The 17,024-nt window shown below is 60.4% G+C and carries 17 protein-coding genes; 4 read left to right on the top strand and 13 right to left on the bottom strand.

Annotated elements, in window-relative coordinates:
• Window positions 1-324: 324 nt before the first annotated feature.
• The 5 genes from phnV to phnR all read right to left on the bottom strand — a co-directional run bounded on the left by phnV (window position 325) and on the right by phnR (window position 5,013).
• Window positions 325-1,122: a 2-aminoethylphosphonate ABC transport system, membrane component PhnV gene (phnV, locus tag ACOI7D_RS25375; protein ID WP_023291426.1), complete on the bottom strand. Its 798-nt coding sequence runs from the start codon at window positions 1,120-1,122 to the stop codon at window positions 325-327.
• A gap of 2 nt (window positions 1,123-1,124) precedes the next feature.
• The gene (phnU, locus tag ACOI7D_RS25370; protein WP_032454409.1) at window positions 1,125-1,985 is read right to left on the bottom strand and encodes a 2-aminoethylphosphonate ABC transporter permease subunit; all 861 of its coding nucleotides are present in this window, start codon (window positions 1,983-1,985) and stop codon (window positions 1,125-1,127) included.
• A complete protein-coding gene (gene phnT, locus ACOI7D_RS25365; RefSeq protein ID WP_032454410.1) occupies window positions 1,985-3,097 on the bottom strand; it encodes a 2-aminoethylphosphonate ABC transport system ATP-binding subunit PhnT in 1,113 nt (370 codons plus the stop codon). The genes phnU and phnT overlap by 1 nt, the downstream gene beginning before the upstream one ends.
• 5 nt (window positions 3,098-3,102) lie before the next feature.
• A complete protein-coding gene (phnS, locus tag ACOI7D_RS25360) occupies window positions 3,103-4,116 on the bottom strand; it encodes a 2-aminoethylphosphonate ABC transporter substrate-binding protein (protein WP_023291429.1) in 1,014 nt (337 codons plus the stop codon).
• Window positions 4,117-4,293: 177 nt separating this feature from the next.
• Window positions 4,294-5,013, bottom strand: coding sequence for a phosphonate utilization transcriptional regulator PhnR (gene phnR, locus ACOI7D_RS25355; RefSeq protein ID WP_023291430.1), 720 nt, complete (start codon window positions 5,011-5,013; stop codon window positions 4,294-4,296).
• A 141-nt stretch (window positions 5,014-5,154) separates the two neighbouring features.
• Between phnR and phnW the strand changes: the two genes are divergently transcribed.
• Window positions 5,155-6,258, top strand: a complete 1,104-nt coding sequence (phnW, locus tag ACOI7D_RS25350; protein WP_109546796.1) for a 2-aminoethylphosphonate--pyruvate transaminase — start codon at window positions 5,155-5,157, stop codon at window positions 6,256-6,258.
• Between the two features lie 9 nt (window positions 6,259-6,267).
• On the top strand, window positions 6,268-7,077 hold the full coding sequence (gene phnX / locus ACOI7D_RS25345) for a phosphonoacetaldehyde hydrolase (RefSeq protein ID WP_109546795.1): 810 nt from the start codon (window positions 6,268-6,270) through the stop codon (window positions 7,075-7,077).
• Here the strand turns inward: phnX and nepI are convergent.
• Window positions 7,074-8,267: a purine ribonucleoside efflux pump NepI gene (gene nepI, locus ACOI7D_RS25340; RefSeq protein WP_023291433.1), complete on the bottom strand. Its 1,194-nt coding sequence runs from the start codon at window positions 8,265-8,267 to the stop codon at window positions 7,074-7,076. The two genes, phnX and nepI, sit on opposite strands and share 4 nt — an antisense overlap.
• 211 nt (window positions 8,268-8,478) lie before the next feature.
• Here nepI and ACOI7D_RS25335 point away from each other — a divergent pair, with 211 nt between their 5' ends.
• A complete protein-coding gene (locus ACOI7D_RS25335) occupies window positions 8,479-8,838 on the top strand; it encodes a type II toxin-antitoxin system RelE/ParE family toxin (protein WP_032454415.1) in 360 nt (119 codons plus the stop codon).
• The gene (locus ACOI7D_RS25330) at window positions 8,822-9,145 is read left to right on the top strand and encodes a helix-turn-helix domain-containing protein (RefSeq protein ID WP_044525085.1); all 324 of its coding nucleotides are present in this window, start codon (window positions 8,822-8,824) and stop codon (window positions 9,143-9,145) included. The genes ACOI7D_RS25335 and ACOI7D_RS25330 overlap by 17 nt, the downstream gene beginning before the upstream one ends.
• A 90-nt stretch (window positions 9,146-9,235) precedes the next feature.
• On the opposite strand, the gene ACOI7D_RS25325 is transcribed toward ACOI7D_RS25330, so the two are convergent.
• The 7 genes from ACOI7D_RS25325 to ilvB all read right to left on the bottom strand — a co-directional run bounded on the left by ACOI7D_RS25325 (window position 9,236) and on the right by ilvB (window position 16,926).
• Window positions 9,236-9,688, bottom strand: a complete 453-nt coding sequence (locus tag ACOI7D_RS25325; RefSeq protein ID WP_004901545.1) for a DUF1198 family protein — start codon at window positions 9,686-9,688, stop codon at window positions 9,236-9,238.
• Between the two features lie 136 nt (window positions 9,689-9,824).
• Window positions 9,825-11,216: a hexose-6-phosphate:phosphate antiporter gene (gene uhpT, locus ACOI7D_RS25320; RefSeq protein ID WP_004202242.1), complete on the bottom strand. Its 1,392-nt coding sequence runs from the start codon at window positions 11,214-11,216 to the stop codon at window positions 9,825-9,827.
• 145 nt (window positions 11,217-11,361) lie between these two features.
• The gene (locus tag ACOI7D_RS25315) at window positions 11,362-12,690 is read right to left on the bottom strand and encodes an MFS transporter (protein WP_023291436.1); all 1,329 of its coding nucleotides are present in this window, start codon (window positions 12,688-12,690) and stop codon (window positions 11,362-11,364) included.
• Between the two features lie 11 nt (window positions 12,691-12,701).
• Window positions 12,702-14,183 carry a signal transduction histidine-protein kinase/phosphatase UhpB gene (gene uhpB / locus ACOI7D_RS25310; protein ID WP_162543143.1) on the bottom strand — a complete coding sequence of 494 codons (1,482 nt, stop codon included), beginning with the start codon at window positions 14,181-14,183 and terminating at the stop codon, window positions 12,702-12,704.
• 17 nt (window positions 14,184-14,200) lie between these two features.
• A complete protein-coding gene (gene uhpA / locus ACOI7D_RS25305; RefSeq protein WP_109546794.1) occupies window positions 14,201-14,794 on the bottom strand; it encodes a transcriptional regulator UhpA in 594 nt (197 codons plus the stop codon).
• Window positions 14,795-14,946: 152 nt separating this feature from the next.
• Complete coding sequence (gene ilvN / locus ACOI7D_RS25300) at window positions 14,947-15,234, bottom strand: acetolactate synthase small subunit (protein WP_017899675.1); 288 nt, start codon at window positions 15,232-15,234, stop codon at window positions 14,947-14,949.
• A gap of 3 nt (window positions 15,235-15,237) precedes the next feature.
• A complete protein-coding gene (gene ilvB, locus ACOI7D_RS25295) occupies window positions 15,238-16,926 on the bottom strand; it encodes an acetolactate synthase large subunit (RefSeq protein ID WP_023291439.1) in 1,689 nt (562 codons plus the stop codon).
• Between the last annotated feature and the right edge of the window lie 98 nt (window positions 16,927-17,024).

The following is a 17,024-nucleotide window of genomic DNA, read 5'->3' as shown; positions in this document are numbered from 1 at the left end:
TCCTGCGGGCTCCCCCTGTAGGCCCGGCAAGCGCAGCGCCGCCGGGCAGGACACTTCAAGCTCCATACCTGCGGTTGTGCCGGATGGCGGCATAAATGCCTTATCCGGCCTACGTTTCTGAGGAGGCGTGCGGGATACCCCCCCAGGCCCGGCAAGCGCAGCGCCGCCGGGCAGGACACTTCAAGCTCCATACCTGTGGTTGTGCCGGATGGCGGCATAAATGCCTTATCCGGCCTACAGAAAACCACCTTCCTCTCGTAGGCCCGCGCAAGCGCAGCGCCGCCGGGCGGTCAGACGCCAGCCCCGCATGACGACATCCACTCTTTATCTCTGACACAAACGACGGGCGATGCGCTCCAGCTTCATCATCAACAGCAGCGTGACGCCCACCAGCACGATGGTCAGCGCTGAGCCATCGGCGATATTACCGCGATCGGTCAGGCTGAAAATGGTCACCGGCAGGGTGGTCCAGCCCGGCGGATAGATCATCACCGTCGCTCCCAACTCCCCCATCGACAGCGATAAACTCAGCGCCAGCGCCGAGATCATCCATGGCGTCATCAGCGGCAGCGTCACATGGCGCAGGCGGTACCACGGGGAAGCGCCCAGGCTGGAGGCGACGTTTTCAATATCAGCGGAAATTCGCGCCAGCCCGGTGGTCACGTTGCTGAAGGTAAAGGCCGAGATCAGCACGAAATGCGCCGCCAGGACGATAAAGAAGGTGCCATTCATCTGCAGCGGCCCCTGGCTGAAGGCCACCAGAATGCCCAGTCCCACGGAAACCGAGGGGATGGCGCTGGGCAGATAAAACATCAACCCAAGATATTTCTGCAGCTTAGCGCCCGTCTGGCGCAGCGCCAGCGCCGCCCACATCCCGCACAACAGCGCCAGCAGGCTGGCGCAGAAGCCCACCACCAGGCTGGAAAACAGCGAATCCCACGCCGCGCCGCGAAAAGCGTTAACAAAGTGGGCAAAGGTAAAGCCGGTGGGCAGCAGGCCGTTCCACTGCTGGCTCAGGCTGGAGAGCAAAATTACCGCCAGCGGCAGCAGGAAGATGCCGGCAAAGAGCGTCACCGCCAGCGCGCCCGCCGCCGCGCGGCCTTTACGCGACCAAATCAACATCGTTAACTCCTTACGCCAGTGCGCGCCGCCGCCAGCCGATAGAGCATAAACAGCCCCAGCGACAGCAGAATATTCATCAGCGCGATCATGCAGGCCACGCTGTAATCCGACTCCAGAATCGCCTTGCTGTAGACCATCATCGGCAGGGTATTGACCCCTTTGGCGCCGATAAACAGCACGATACCGAACTCGTTAGTGGTCAACAGCAGGCACAGGCTGCCCCCCGCCATCAGCGCCGGCAGCGCCGCCGGGAAGATAACCTGGGTCATCACCCGCAGCGGGTGAGCGCCAAGAATACTCGCCGCTTCCAGCTGACTCTTATCGATCTGCCGCAGTCCGGCCATCAACGGGCGCATCACCAGCGGCGTAAAGACGGTGATCTCCGCCAGGATCACGCCGTTAATCGAATAGAGGAAGTCCACCGGCGGCAGTTCAAAGGCGAACAGCGCCATCAGGGCGCCGTTGAGCAGCCCCGCCGAGCCGTAAATAAAGGTGAACGCAAGAGTGATAAGGAAGGTCGGCAGCGCAATAAAAGTATCGATCACCCGGCAAATCAGCTGGCTGCCGGGGAACGGAATAAACACCAGAATCAGCGCCAAAACGCTGCCGAGCACCAGGCAGCCAAGGGTAGCGAACACCGCAATCTGTAAGGTATTGAGCAGCGCGCCAATAAAGCGTTTTGAGTCAATCACCTGCCAGAAGGTTTCGAGGCTCAGGTTGCCGCTGGCGTCGCGCAGCGCCTGTTCGGCGATCAGCAACAGCGGATAGAAAAACAGCGTCGCCAGCACCAATAGCGGCAACGCCAGCCACAGGTAAGGGCGCAGGTTTCGCGCCGGGCGCGTAAGGATTAAGGTTTGCGCCATCATTGCTCCTCGATCAGAACCGCATCGCCAGGTTCGAAGTAGAGCGCCAGCTTGTCGCCCGCGCGCGGCAGGGGGTTGACGTGAGTCATGACGATCCGCACCGCTTCGCCCGCGACGTCGCACAGCAGATGCGTCAGATCGCCCTGCCAGTGTACCGAAGTCAGGGTGGCGTTGAGGCGATTACTGGTTGCCGATCGCGGCGCCAGGCTCATATGCTGCGGGCGAATGCATAACAGCTTGTTGTTGCCATGCAGCCCACCCCGGCTGAAGGCGTTAACCAGGCCGCCGCCGCAGCTCACGTTAACCAGACCCGGCTGAAGACTATCGGTCAGCGCCGTCGCCTGCAGGATATTGGCGCGGCCGAGGAATTCGGCGCTAAAGCGGTTCGGCGGATAGTGGTACAGCTCGTGCGTTTCGCCATGGGCGATCAGCGACCCGTCTTTCATAATGCCGATTTTATCCGCCAGAGTGAGCGCTTCGGTCTGATCGTGGGTGACGTAGAGGATGGTCAGCTCCGGCAGTTCGCGGTGCAGACGGGCAATCTCTTCCACCATGTTATGACGAATTTGCGCATCCAGCGCCGACAGCGGTTCATCAAGCAACAACACCCGAGGACGCACGGCAATGGCGCGGGCTATCGCGACGCGCTGCTGCTGGCCGCCGGAAAGCTGATGCGGATAGCGGGTGGCGTAGTCCGCCATACCAACGATTTTTAAGGCTTCAGTCACCCGCCCGGCGATCAGCGCCCTGGGCTGCTTTTGCGCCCGCAGGCCGAAGGCGACATTGTCTTCCACCTTCATATGGGGAAACAGCGCGTAGTTCTGCACCACCATCGCCAGCCCACGCTGGTAAGGCGGCAGGTGGGTGACGTCCGTGTCGCCGATCAGGATCCGCCCGCCAGCCGGTTGCACAAATCCGGCAATCGCCCGCAGCACGGTGGTCTTCCCGGAACCGGAAGGGCCAATCAGCGCCAGCACCTCACCGGGTTCAATGGTCAATGACAGCGGTTTTAAGACCACGTTGCCGTGGTAGGAAACGCGCAGCGAGTCCAGGGTGATCCCGGAAGTCCCCGCCAGCGACGGGGAAGGCGTGACGGTCGTTTTCATTAACATCAGGCTTACTCGCTATCGGTCACTTTATGCCAGCGGGCGATATCCGCCGAGAGAGAAAGCGCAACGTCGTCCCAGTTGGGTTCCCAGCGCTTCACGCCGTCGAGCGCCGCCTGCGCCGCCTTAAAGTTAGCGTCATCCGGCGCCACGTCGTTGCGTACCGGTAAGCCCCAGGAGCGCGCGCTGACGCTGGATTGCGCCGGTTTATCCAGCAGGAAATTAATCAGCTTTTTGCCGTTTTCGCTGTTCGGCCCGTTCTGCACCAGCCCGATGGTGTAGGGCAGCGCCAGCGCGCTGCGCTCGCCGTTATCATCCGCCGGCCAGAAAATTTTAACGTTCGGGTTACGCGCCATCTGCGACAGGTTCATCTGCAGATCGCCGTTGGCGACGTACAGCTCGCCTTTGTTGACCAGCGCCGTCAGCTTGCCGGTGGAGGCCGATGGGCCGACGTTATTGGCCTGGAGCTTGCCAAGATAGGCAAAGCCAGCGTCTTTGCCGCCAAGGCTGTGGAAGGCCTGCAGCATCACCGCGGTGCCGTCCCCCGCCTGGCCCGGCGTGGAATACTGGAGCTTATTCTTAAAGCGGCTATCCAGCAGATCCTGCCAGCTGGCCGGCGCGGTTTTCAGCAACTGACCGTTATAGATGAAGGTCAGATAGTTGTTCACCAGCGGCGAATAGCGGTCGTTGGCGCCAGGGATCTGCGCGCTGCCCTGTGGAGTAAAGGTGGCCAGCAGCTGCTCTTTCGCGGCGCGCTGGATAAACGGCGGCACCGTGACCAGTACGTCGGCCTGCGGATTGGTGCGCTCCTTCGCCAGACGCTCGACAATCGCGCCGGAGCCGCCTTCCACATACTGCACTTTGATGCCCGTCGCTTTGGTGAAGGCGTCGAACTGGCTCTGATACCAGCTGTTATCGCCGTCATGCAGGCCGTCGGCGGAGTAAACCGTGACGACGCCGTCCGCCCAAACCGGGGAGCTGGTCAGCGCGAACAGGGACAGCAGGGCAAGTCGGGAGAGTTTCATCGTGTTAGCCTCATCGCAGTTAGTTATTCTGGTGTAGACCAGATTTGCCTTCACGCTACCGAGGGTTTATGACAAAACGATGAAAGAAGTGTGTCGAAAGAGTTAAAGCGAGGGGGAGGCATAGCCCCGGTTAACGCTGACGCCACCGGGGACATGGGAAGGATTAATACAATAAAATCAATGGGTATCGACTTCGATCCGCAGGCTGTCATGCCGCCAGTATTCGATATCGTAATCAAGAATACGCCCATGCTGATCGTAATTCAGCCTGCGCAGCAGCAGCGCCGGGCGCCCCTCCATCACCCCCAACGCCGCTGCGGCCTGCGGCGGCATGGAGGTGGGATAAAACGACAAATGCATACTGGTATAGATCAGGTCGTACTGGCTCTGATAAATCTCGGTCAGACTGCCGTTGAGATCGTGGCGCAGCAGCTCCGGCACCCGGGCCGGCAGGCAGTGGTTTTCGCAATAGCACACCGGACGCCCGTCGGCATAGCGCAGGCGGGTCAGCAGGTAGACCTGATCGAAGGGCTGCAGCGCCAGCGGCGCCATCACATCCAGCGGCACGGCGGATAACCGGCCATCAAGCAGCACCGTTTTCGGCTCACGTCCCTGCTCGAGACACAGCTTGTGGAAGTTGGTGTTCTGCGTCGGATCCAGCCACAGCCGCTCCGGCGTCACAAACCAGCCGCGGCGGTCGGCGCGGTAGATCACGCCGCTGGCCTCCAGCTGCGCCAGGCTCTCGCGCACGGTGATACGGGTCGTGTTGAACAACGCGCACAGCTCGCGCTCGGAAGGCAATTTATCGCCGCTTTTGAGGGCGCCGTTTTGAATACGCGCCTGCAGCTGCGCCTTAATCATCAGGTATTGCGGCATCTCGCCAGAGGGTGATTTCATGTTTACTCGCAGCCACTTTTGGTGAGCTCATTATACATAGCCAGATGAATTTTTTGTTGCAGCGCCACATTTCCTTTGACCCTGCCCCGGCTTTGTCTCCATGATAAATACCAATCTGGTATAGACCAAATGGTGAGACAAATGACTTCTCGGAACTACCTGCTGCTGACCCCCGGCCCGCTAACCACCTCCCGCACGGTGAAAGAGGCGATGTTATTCGATAGCTGCACCTGGGATGATGATTACAATCTCGGCGTGGTACAGACCATTCGTCAGCAGCTGGTGCAGCTGGCCACCCCGGCCGCCGGGTATACGGCGGTGCTGCTGCAGGGCAGCGGCAGCTACGCGGTCGAAGCGGTGCTCGGCAGCGTCATCGGCGAACAGGGCAAAGTGCTGATCGTCAGCAATGGCGCCTATGGCGCGCGCATGATTGAGATGGCGCAGCGGATGGGTATCGCCTTCCACCCTTACGACTGCGGCGAAGTCGCCCGCCCGGACGCCGCGGCGATCGCGCGGATCCTGCAGGATGACCCGGCGATCACCCATATCGCGATGGTGCATAGCGAAACCACCACCGGGATGCTCAACCCGATTGAAGAGGTGGCCGCGCTGGCGAAAGAGTATGGCAAACGCTATATCGTCGATGCGATGAGCAGCTTCGGCGGCATTCCGCTGGATATCGCCGCGCTGAATATTGACTACCTGATAAGCTCTGCCAACAAGTGCATTCAGGGCGTGCCGGGCTTCGCCTTCGTCATCGCCCGCGAATCGGAGCTGGCCGCCTGCAAAGGCCGCTCGCGCTCGCTGTCGCTGGATCTTTACGCCCAGTGGCGCTGTATGGAGGATAACCACGGCAAGTGGCGCTTCACCTCGCCGACCCATACCGTGCTGGCCTTCGCCCAGGCGCTGAAAGAGCTGGCCCAGGAGGGCGGCGTCAGCGCCCGCCATCAGCGCTATACCCGCAATCAGCGCCGACTGGTAGCCGGAATGCGCGCGCTCGGCTTCCGGCCGCTGCTCGACGACAACCTGCACTCGCCGATCATTACCGCCTTTTATTCACCGGATGCGCCGCAGTATCGCTTTCACACCTTCTACCAGAAGCTGAAAGATCAGGGCTTCGTGATCTATCCGGGCAAAGTGTCGCAAAGCGATTGCTTCCGCATCGGCAACATCGGCGAAGTCTACGACGCCGACATCACCGCCCTGCTGGCGGCCATCGACAACGCCATGTACTGGAAACAATAAGGAACCGCCATGAACCGTATCACCGCACTCATTCTCGACTGGGCCGGCACCACCGTGGACTTCGGCTCCTTCGCGCCGACGCAAATTTTCGTCGAGGCCTTCCGCCAGGCCTTCGATATTGAGATCACCCTTGAAGAGGCCCGCGTGCCGATGGGGCTTGGCAAATGGCAGCACATTGAGGCGCTGGGCAAACTGCCGTCGGTCGACAGCCGCTGGCAGGCGAAATTTGGTCGGGCGATGACGGCCGCTGATATCGATGCAATCTACGCCGCGTTTATGCCGCTGCAAATCGCTAAGGTTGTCGATTTTTCCGCTCCGATCGCCGGCGTGGTCGACACCCTCGCCGCGCTGCGCGCCGACGGACTGAAGATCGGCTCCTGCTCGGGCTATCCGCGCCCGGTGATGGAAAAACTGGTTCCAGCCGCCGCCGCCAAGGGCTATGCCCCGGACCACTGGGTCGCCACCGATGACCTTGCCGCCGGCGGGCGTCCCGGGCCGTGGATGGCGCTGCAGAACGTGATTGCCCTGGGCATAGACGATGTGGCCCACTGCGTGAAGGTCGACGACGCCGCGCCGGGCATCAGCGAAGGGTTACATGCCGGGATGTGGAGCGTCGGCCTGGCGGTGTCGGGAAATGAATTTGGCGCCACCTGGGAGGCGTATCAGGCGATGTCGAAAGAGGAAATCGCCACCCGTCGCGAGCGGGCGGCAGGCAAGCTGTATGCCGCCGGGGCGCATTATGTGGTTGATACCCTGGCGGACCTGCCGGGGGTGATTGCGGATATCAACGCCCGGCTGGCAAAAGGCGAGCGGCCTTAAGCGGGTGAATTCACCTTCACTTTGGTCGCCACCAGCAGGCCGGTAAACAGCATCAATACCCCTGACAACACCAGCGGCGACAGCAGGCCTAAATGGTCAAGCGCAATGCCGCCGACCGCGGCCCCGCAGGTGTTGGCCAGCTGGATCACCGCCACCTGAATCGACCCGGCTTTTTCCGCCTGATCGGAGAGGGAACGGGTGATCCACGTTGACCATCCCACCGGGATGAGCGCGAACGCGAAGCCCCAGATGATCGCCACCGTCGAGGCGACGATTTTGCTTTCCCCCCACAGCACCAGCGCCGCCGCGCAGGCGGTCAGCACCAGCGGCGCAATCGCCAGCGCCGCTTTCACCGAGCGTTTGAGCAGCACCGAGGAGAGCGACGTGCCGATGAAGCTGGCGATACCAAAGCTCAGCAGCACCAGCGTCAGGCCATCGACATCAAACCCGGCGAGGGTCATGTACACCGGGCGAATATAGGTAAAGAAGGCGAACTGTCCGGCAAAAGCCATGAAAATGGCGCACATGCCGGCCATCACCCCCGGCCGCTTCAGCAGGCCAAACATTTTTTGCTGCTGAGCTGCCGATTCACCCGGCAGCGACGGCAGCGCTTTCAGCACCCAGATCGTACACAGCACGCCCATCACCGCCGCGCCGTTAAACACGTTGCGCCAGCCAATAAGCCCGCCAAGAAAACTGCCCAACGGGGCGGCGATCACCAGCGCGATGGATACCGCGCCGAAGATAATCGACAGCGCTTTCGGCACCACGCGCATCGGCACCAGACGCATGGTCAGCGAGGCAGACATCGCCCAGAAACCGCCGAGCGCCAGCCCCAGACAGGCGCGTCCCAGCAGCAGCAGGGTGAAGCTATCGGCAAAGGACACCAACAGGCAGGAAAGGGTCAGCAGCAGCGAAAAGAGGATCACCACGTAGCGGCGATCGGTTTTGCCAATGACGGAGGTGATAAACAGGCTGGAAAACATCGCGACGAACGCCGTCGTCGTCACCGACTGCCCGGCCATCCCTTCGGAGATGCCTAAATCCAGCGCCATCGGCGTCAGCAGACTGACCGGTAGAAATTCGACGGTAATCAGGCAGGCGACGCAGAAAGCAACCGCGAAAACTGCCGACCAGTTTGGTCGCGCGAGCTCGCGTGCGTGGGTTTTGGCTTCATTTGAATGACTCATGAGTGACCTGCGAAGAAAGTGGCGGAAAGCTGCGCAGTGTAACATTTTGTTTGTGACGCATTTAACGTTTTCGCAACTCTTCTCGCTTTTCATAAGAGGATGCGTAGCTGCTCGCATGTTTAAAAAAACGATGCTTGCTATCGCCTTAACAAATCTCAGGAGAATTTAATGTAGCACCATGTGCTATACTTTTAACGACAGGATGTCAGCAATGCGTATCTTTAAAACCAAATGGTTCGCCAGAGAGGCTAGCTCTCATGGCATTTCCGACGACGAGCTCTATCAGGCAATTCAATCTGCGCTTCAGGGCAAAGTGGTTGATTTAGGAGGAGGGGTTTATAAAAAGCGACTCAACAAGAATCGCGATCGCGCAATCATCCTTACCAAAAGCGCAGGGTATTGGTTTTATACCTTTCTATATGCCAAACAGGATATGGCCAATATCAACCATCGCGAATTAATGGGGTTTCGTGAGTTAGCAAAACACTATGCCAATCTCTCTGAAGAGAAAACGACGGCCTTAGTTAAAAGTAAAGAATTGGTGGAGATTTGCGATGACAGCAAAAAATAAATACAAAAGCCCGGCTTTCGAAGCGATCCATAGCGCTGCGTCGGGGCTATTCAGCGTTGGCGCAATCCCACAGGAAACAATGCGCCATTTTGATGAATCATGTCTCGGTAGCGTAGCCGCACTTCAACCCATTGAAATTAAAGCGCTACGTGAACAACTCAATGTTAGCCAACCCGTGTTCGCTCGTTATCTGAATACCAGTGTGTCTACCGTGCAAAAATGGGAGACTGGCGCTAAACGACCGAGCGGAACGTCATTAAAATTGCTTAGCGTCGTACAAAAACACGGCCTGAAAATCCTACTGTAGTTATTCTGCCGGATGGCGCTTACGCTTATCCGGCCTACAAGGAACGTAAGGGAGATATGGTTTTGAACCACAGGCCGGATAACAATGATATCAGTGCAACCAGTGCACGCCGTCTTCCGGGAGAAACAGGTCGTTATAGCGCTGCTGAAGGTTATGCAAATCGCTCACATCCGGATCCAGCTCGCGCAGAAACCCTTGCGCCAGACGGATTTGCGCGTCGGTGATCGGCGCCGCTAAACGCGCTTTTTGCATCAGGCGATACCAGTAATGCAGGTTTTTTTCGCTGGCGTCGACAATCGCAACCTGCCAGATCAGCAGCACCTGCGCGGCATTCTGCAGATGCGCTTCATTCGGCCGTTCCAGGTAACGCAAATACTCATTGCCGGCGGTTTTACCCAGCTGATCGATCATCGATTCCAGCGGGACGGGCGTAATGCCAAGGCGTTCGCTCAGGCGGCGGATCGCGCGGCGTGAATCAGAGGTAAGCACCCGAAATCCCACAACAAACACCACTACCAGGGTGGCCAGTCCTATCCAGATCATGCATCCTCTCATCCAATCGCAGCCTGACTATCATAATGGGAATTTGCCTGCTGTCGACTGCCGGACCTGGCATAATGCGCAAGAAATAAAAAAGCCCGGCGCGAAGGCCGGGCAAGGTTACCCAATACCTGGTGAATCAGGCGGTCTGCAAAATGCGATTCTTTTTCTCGCGGCGAATTTTACGCTCTTCGAAGATAGCCACGATGGCCATCAGGCAGATACAACCGATGGCGGCGGCGTCCAGCGCCGCAAAGGTGCCGGCCCAGCCGGTGAGACCGAAGACCGGCGTGCCGTCGGCGATCATCCCGAGGCCCAGCTTGGCGAAGCTATCGCCGATCAGATAGGCGAAAGTGCCCTTGATCCCATCGGCGGCACCGATCGCTTTTTTCGGTACGAAACCGACGGCGGCGACGCCGATCAGCAGCTGCGGACCAAACACCAGGAAGCCCAGCGCAAACAGCGAGGCCAGATAGACGTACTGATTGCTGGCATGTTGATAAACGCCGAGGGTGGCGATAATCAGCGCCAGCGCGATGCAGGCCACCAGCGCGCGGCGGCCATTGGCCAGGTCCGACAGCCAGCCCCACAGCAGCGTGCCAACCAGGGCGCCGACTTCAAACAGGGTAAAGCCCTGAATCGCCACCTCTTTAGACAGCTTCAGCTCCTGGAAGGCATACACGGTGGACCACTGATCGATACCAATACGCACCACGTAGAGGAAGATGTTGGAGAAGCACAGCAGCCAGATCACTTTGTTTTTCAGCACGTACTCAACAAAGATCTGCCACTTGGTCATCGCGTTTTCTTCGGTCTCTTTATCCTCTTCGCTGATCGCTTCGCCAAACAGCTCTTCCGCCGTGCCGAGGCCATAGGATTCCGGGGAGTCGCTACCATAGCGCAGGCCAATAAAGCCGACGATTAACGCAATAATCGACGGGAAGATAAACATGCCGATCACGTGGCCGTCGAACAGATAGTTGGCGCCAAACAGCGCCACGCCCGCCGCGCCGGCGCCGCCGAGGTTGTGAGAGATATTCCAGAAGCCGAGGAAGGTGCCGCGCTTACGGCGAGGCGTCCACTTGGTGATGGTGGAATAACTGCACGAGCCGCCGGTGCTCTGGAAGAAGCCGCTCAGCGCATAGAAGGCGATCATCAGGAACAGACTGGTGGAACCCGCGCCCATGCTGGCGCTAAAGCCCAGCATGCAGATGGCGGAGAGGATCAGCATAAACGGCAGGAACTGCTTGGTGTTTTTGCCATCGGCATAGTAGGAAACCAGGGTTTTCCCTACGCCGTAGGTAATGGAGAAGCCCAGGCCAATCATCCCCAGCTGCGTCATGCTCAACCCGTAAGTGGAGATCATGTCGTTCTGCGCAATATTAAAGTTCTTGCGAATCAGATACATGGTCAGGTAGCCGATGAAGACCACCAGATAGGACTGCATGAAAGGTTTGAACCACATTTTGCGCCGCACGTCGAGCGGCAGATCCAGGGTCGGCTTACGAACCTGATTCAGAAAGGCCAGCATGGGTATCTCCTGAGCTGATTTTTTATGCCTGCGTCATAGCCAGGCATTGTAAAAATCAGCGCGCCGTCTGGCCTGAGACGGCGTCCAGGTGAAACCGGGAAAATTTCCTAGTTTTCCCCCATTCGCGGCGAAAGAGTGAGATGCATCACGCTTCACTGGCGGCGCGCGGCGCCTGGGCGTTTAAGAACGGCAGCAGCAGCAGCGCGGAAATGCCGGCGGCAATCGCGATCGCCACGAAGAATCCGGTCCAGTGCCAGATATCCATTACCTGCGCCAGCGGCCAGCCGGAAAGCGACGCGCCAAGATACGCGAACAGGCCGACAAACCCGGTGGCCGCCCCGGCGGCCTCTTTATGCGAACACTCCGCCGCCGCCATGCCGATCAGCATCTGCGGGCCGAAGACGAAGAAACCGGTGGTGAAGAAGCAGGCCGCTTGCATCACGTAGCTGGCGAACGGCATCAGCCACAGGCCGCCAACCGACAGCAAAATTCCGGCGGCGAAGATCAGGTTCATCGGCCCGCGATTGCCGTTAAACAGCTTATCCGAGCCCCACCCCGCCACCAGCGCGCCGATAAATCCGCCCAGCTCGAACATGGTCACCGCCGAGTTAGCGGTCACCAGATCGACGCCAAGCGTCTCCGACATATACAGATTGCCCCAGTCGTTAATCGCCGCCCGCACCACGTACACCAGCACATAGCACAGCGACAGCAGCCAGATATAGGGGTTGGCCAGCACGTAGCGGGTGAGGATTTCTTTACGCGTCAGTCCGGCGCCCTCCTGCTGCTGGGCAATCTCCAGCGCATCGTGACGCCAGTCGCCGACGGCGGGTAGCCCCACCGCCTGCGGACGATCCCGCAGCCGCCAGCACAGGTATAATCCGGCGAGGATCGCCAGGCCCCCGGCGATAATCATCCCCGCGCGCCAGCCGTAATGTAGCGCCGCCGCCCCCACTACCATCGGGATCAGCGCGCCGCCAACGTTATGCGCCGTATTCCACAGCGCCCACCAGCCGCCGCGCTCGGTGCGTGAATACCAGGCCGTCAGCAGCCGGGCGCAGACCGGCGAGCCCCACCCCTGGAAGAAGGCGTTCAGCGCCCACAGCAGGGCGAAGGCCCACAGTGAGGAAGAAAAACCGAACAGAATATTCACCACCCCGGTGGCGATAAGCCCCAGCCCCATAAAATAGCGGGCGTCGGAGCGGTCGCTGACGATACCGGAGAAAAATTTCGACAGTCCGTAGGTGATGTAGAACAGCGTGGCCAGCAGCCCGATATCGCTGCGGGTCAGCACGTTGCTGGCGAGAATATCAGGAACCGCGGCGTTAAAGCTTTTGCGGGTGAAATAGAACAGCGCGTAGCCCAGCCAGATGGTCAACAGGATATGGCGACGCCAGTAGCGATAACGCGCATCAAGCTCGCGTTTATCGCTAATCGGCGCGGCGTCCGGCGGGGCTTTTAAAAAGGCGAACATCGGCGATCCTCTCAGGCGTAACGCAGCGGTAGATTGACGCACACCCGGGTACCGTGGGTGCAGGAGATCGTCAGCGTGCCCCCCAGGGCGGTCACGCGCTCGCGCATGCCGGTCAGACCGAACCCCTGCGCGCTGGAGCCCGGCGGCAGGCCGCAGCCGTCATCCTCCAGCACCAGCATCAGTCGCTCCTCCTGCTGCCAGCCCTGCAGGGTCACGGCGCTGGCGCTGGCATGCTTGACGATATTGTTCAGTCCCTCCTGGCAGACGCGGAACAGGGTCACGCGCTGGTTTTCACTCAGCCCCGCCTCGTTAATCCGCCAGTCGAGATGGCTGACGATGCCGCGGTCCTCCAGCTCCATTTCGCGCATCAGAGAACGTACCGCCTGCTCCAGCGGCAGGTCGTCAAGCTGGCGCGGACGAAGACGGCCCAGCAGGCGACGCACCGAGTCATACACCCCCAGCGACAGGTGTTCAATCAGTTGGCCGCTCTGGCGAACGCTGGCGTTGTCCGGCGCCAGCCGCTGGACGATCCCCGCCTGGGTGCGTATTGCCGTGATGGTCTGCCCGATATCATCGTGGAGCTCGCGGGCAACGTCGCGGCGCACGCTCTCTTCAGTCTCCAGCAGACGATCCGCCAGCCGCCGATTGCGCGCCAGCTCACTCTGTAGCGACTGGTTCAGCTCGCGCAATCGCTGGATCCCCGCCCCCAGCAGCAGCCCGGTGAGGCTCTGCGCCAGCAGCGAAAGCAGGAGATCGACGGGGTGATCGTGCCAGGTCTGGCTGGCAATCAGGGCGATCGCGTTCATCAGCGTAGCGATCAGCGCTCCCTGCCAGCCGTAGTGCCAGGCCAGAGCGATAATCGGCAGCGCGAGGCAAAACGGGGTAAAGCGGGAGAGCTCGGCGGGCAGCCCAAGCTGCAGCCACAGGCTTATGGTGAATAACAGCAGATACCAGATCAGATGCCGCCCGCGCCAGTTTACCGGCTGCGCCACCAGCGACGGCCCCAGCGGCCGCCAGACGGTGCTGGTGAGGTAGTGCCAGAACACCAGACAGGTCGGCGCCAGGGTCAGGCCGCCGGTGAGCGTCAACAGCAGGGCGTTAAACCCCTCGTCCCCCTCCGCCAGCCAGGGCAGCGATTGCAGCAGCGCGGCGGCCATTAACGCCCCGCCCTGACGCAGAAGCGTCAGCCAGTCGCGCTGCTGGCGATATCGCGAGATCAGCGCCACCGGCAGAAGGGTCAGCAGGCTTCCGGTCATCAATATTATCGGATGCGCCAGCGCCACTTCCTGCGTCAGCCAGAAGATCAGCAGCCACTCGCTTCCCAGCAGCACCGGCCAGTAGCCGCGCGGGCACTGGAGCATCAGCCCCAGCCGCAGGCCGAAGGGGAACAGCAGCACCGCCAGATCGGCGCGCTCCACCAGATGCAGGCTGATGCTCCACAGACAAAACCAGGCGGCGGCGAAGATAAAGGCGCAGCCGATCACCGACAGCAGGCGCGGGAGTAAGGTCTTCATTGCCAGCTGTCAAACATGCGGCGCGCCAGCTCGACGTCATTGCTGACGCCCAGTTTTTCCAGCAGGTTGGCGCGGTGAACGTGGATGGTTTTCGGCGACAGCCCGAGCTCAGCGGCGATCTCTTTTACCGCCATGCCCTGCGCCAGCTTTTCCGCCACCTGACGTTCGCGTTTGGTGAGCGGATCCTGGCGCCCGGCGGCCAGCTTCATGGCGATATCCGGCGTGAGATAGCAGCCCCCCGCCGCCACCGTGCGCACCGCGGCGATAAGTTCGTCCGGGCTGCAGCGTTTCGACAGAAAGCCGCGCGCGCCGGCGTTGAGCGCCTGCTCGACCAGCGCCGGGCTGTCGTGCACCGACAGCATAATGGTCGCCATCCCCTTCGGCAGCTGGCTGAGCAGCTCCAGCCCGGAAATATCCGGCATCGAGATATCGCAGATACAGACCTGAACGCCGCGCCCCGGCAACCCCGCCAGCGCCTCGCGGCCGCTGCCAAATTCGGCGACAACCTGAAAATCAGTTTCCAGCCCCAGCAGCTGAGCAAAGCCGGAGCGGACAATCAAATGATCGTCAATAAGGGCGATGGTAGTCATGGTGTTTCCTGGTGCCTGAAAGCGCCGGATGGCGGCGTAAACGCCTTATCCGGCCTACGGATTCACTCCCTGAAGGCCGGATTAGCGCAGCGCCATCCGGTAAAGGCGCTTACCTTAACCATAAGCACCTTACCGTTCAAGCCTTGCGCGATTTACTCGAAGAACACCGCAATTTTGTTAAACATGGTGGGATCGGACTGGTTACGCGCCACTTTGGTGACATCTTCCAGCTTTTCAATCTGGCTAATCATCTGCCCGAGACGCTGATCGTCGTTCACCAGCAGCCAGATGCGGCTGTGTTCGCTGCCCTGAATCGGTAGACAGAGAATACCTTCGACGTTAAACGCGCGGCGGGCAAAAAGCCCGCAGACGTGGGTCATGACGCCGGGGTGGTTGCGGACGGTGAGTTCCAGGATGACGTTATCACAGTGTTTTTGCATGGCTTATTCCCCCACCATTTCAGTATTAGCCGCACCCGGCGGTACCATCGGATACACTTTCTGCTGCGCGTCGATGCGCACGTGGATCAGCGCCGGCCCCGGACGGTCGATGATCGCCTGCAGCGCCGCCTGCGGATCGGCTTCGTTATTTAAATCACAGGTTTGCAGGCCAAAACCGGCGGCAATCTGCATAAAGTTAATCATCCCCGGATAGGTGGCGGCAAAAACCCCCTGCTGATAGAACAGGCTCTGCTGCTGATGCACCAGCCCCAGCGCTTCGTTGTTCAGCAGGATAATTTTTACATCCAGCTGATTTTCAGCGGCGGTGGCCATCTCCTGAATATTCATCATCAGGCTGCCGTCGCCGGAGAAGCAGATAACCTTGCGCTGCGGATTCGCCAGCGCCGCGCCGATCGCCGCCGGCAGGCCGAAGCCCATGGTGCCAAGACCGCCGGAGGTCAGCCACTGCCGCGGACGGTTGAGCGGGTAGGCCTGCGCCGTCCACATCTGGTGCTGGCCTACGTCGGTGGTGATGATCGCTTCATCATCCACGCAGGCGGCCACGGCGTTAATCAGGCCATAATGGGAGAGCGGGTCGCTTTCCTGCGGGATGGCGCAGGGGAATTCGCGCTGCAAGTCGGCCACCAGCTGGCGCCACTCCTCGCGCGGCTGTGCCTCAACCTGCGGGTTCAGCTGGGCTAAGACTTCCGCCACATCGCCCTGGATCGCCACGTGCGGTTGCTTAATTTTGCCCAGCTCGGCGCGGTCGATATCGACGTGGATAATCTTCGCGTTCGGGCAGAACTGCTCGGTCTTGCCAATCGCCCGGTCATCAAAACGCGCGCCTAAAACAATCAGTAAATCCGCTTCCTGCAGAATGAAGTTGGTGCTGCGCGCGCCATGCATGCCCAGCATCCCCAGCGACAGCGGGTGCGCCTTCGGCAGCATGCCCAGCGCCATCAGGGTCATGGTGGTCGGCAGGTTGGCTTTTTCCGCCAGCTCACGGATCTCCTGCGGCGCGTTAATCACCCCGCCGCCCAGATAGAGCACCGGACGCTTCGCCGCGTTGATCATCGCCGCCGCTTCGCGCACGCTTTCGGGGGCGAATGCCGGCGCTGCGGCGCGCTCGCCCGGCTCCGGCAGCGTTTCCAGCTCAATGGTCGCCGACTGTACGTCCTTAGGAATGTCTATCCACACCGGCCCGGGACGCCCGGACTGAGCAATACGGAAGGCGTCGCTGATCACCTGCGGCAGCTCGGCGATGTCGCGCACCAGATAGTTATGTTTGGTGATGGGGATAGAGATGCCGTAGGTGTCCACTTCCTGGAAGGCGTCGGTGCCGATCATCGATGCCGGCACCTGGCCGGTGATGCAGACCAGCGGAATCGAATCCAGGCGGGCATCGGCGATCGCCGTCACCAGGTTCGTCGCCCCCGGGCCGCTGCAGGCCATACAGACCGCCGGTTTGCCTTCGGTACGCGCCATCCCCTGGGCGATAAAGCCCGCGCCCTGCTCGTGGCGCGCCAGGATGTGGCGGATCTGCGTGCTCTGGCTTAAGGCATCGTAGATAGGCAGGATGGAGCCGCCCGGAATGCCGCTAACCATAGTGATACCCTGGCGTTCCAGTAAATGAACAACCAGCTGCGCGCCGGTAAAGCGCATTGTGTTTGATGTGGTGCCCGAACTTGCCATGCTCCAGTCCTTTTCTTCTGGGCCGACTTTACCGGGGGGCTCGCCAACAAAAAACCCCGCTCGGTTTGCGCCGGCGGGGTTTGGAATTCGTGTTGTTC

Origin of the sequence: Klebsiella sp. C360, from assembly GCF_048822415.1 — a bacterium.
Classification (GTDB): Bacteria; Pseudomonadota; Gammaproteobacteria; order Enterobacterales; family Enterobacteriaceae; genus Klebsiella; species Klebsiella quasipneumoniae.
This window is presented reverse-complemented; position numbering and strand designations above follow the sequence as displayed.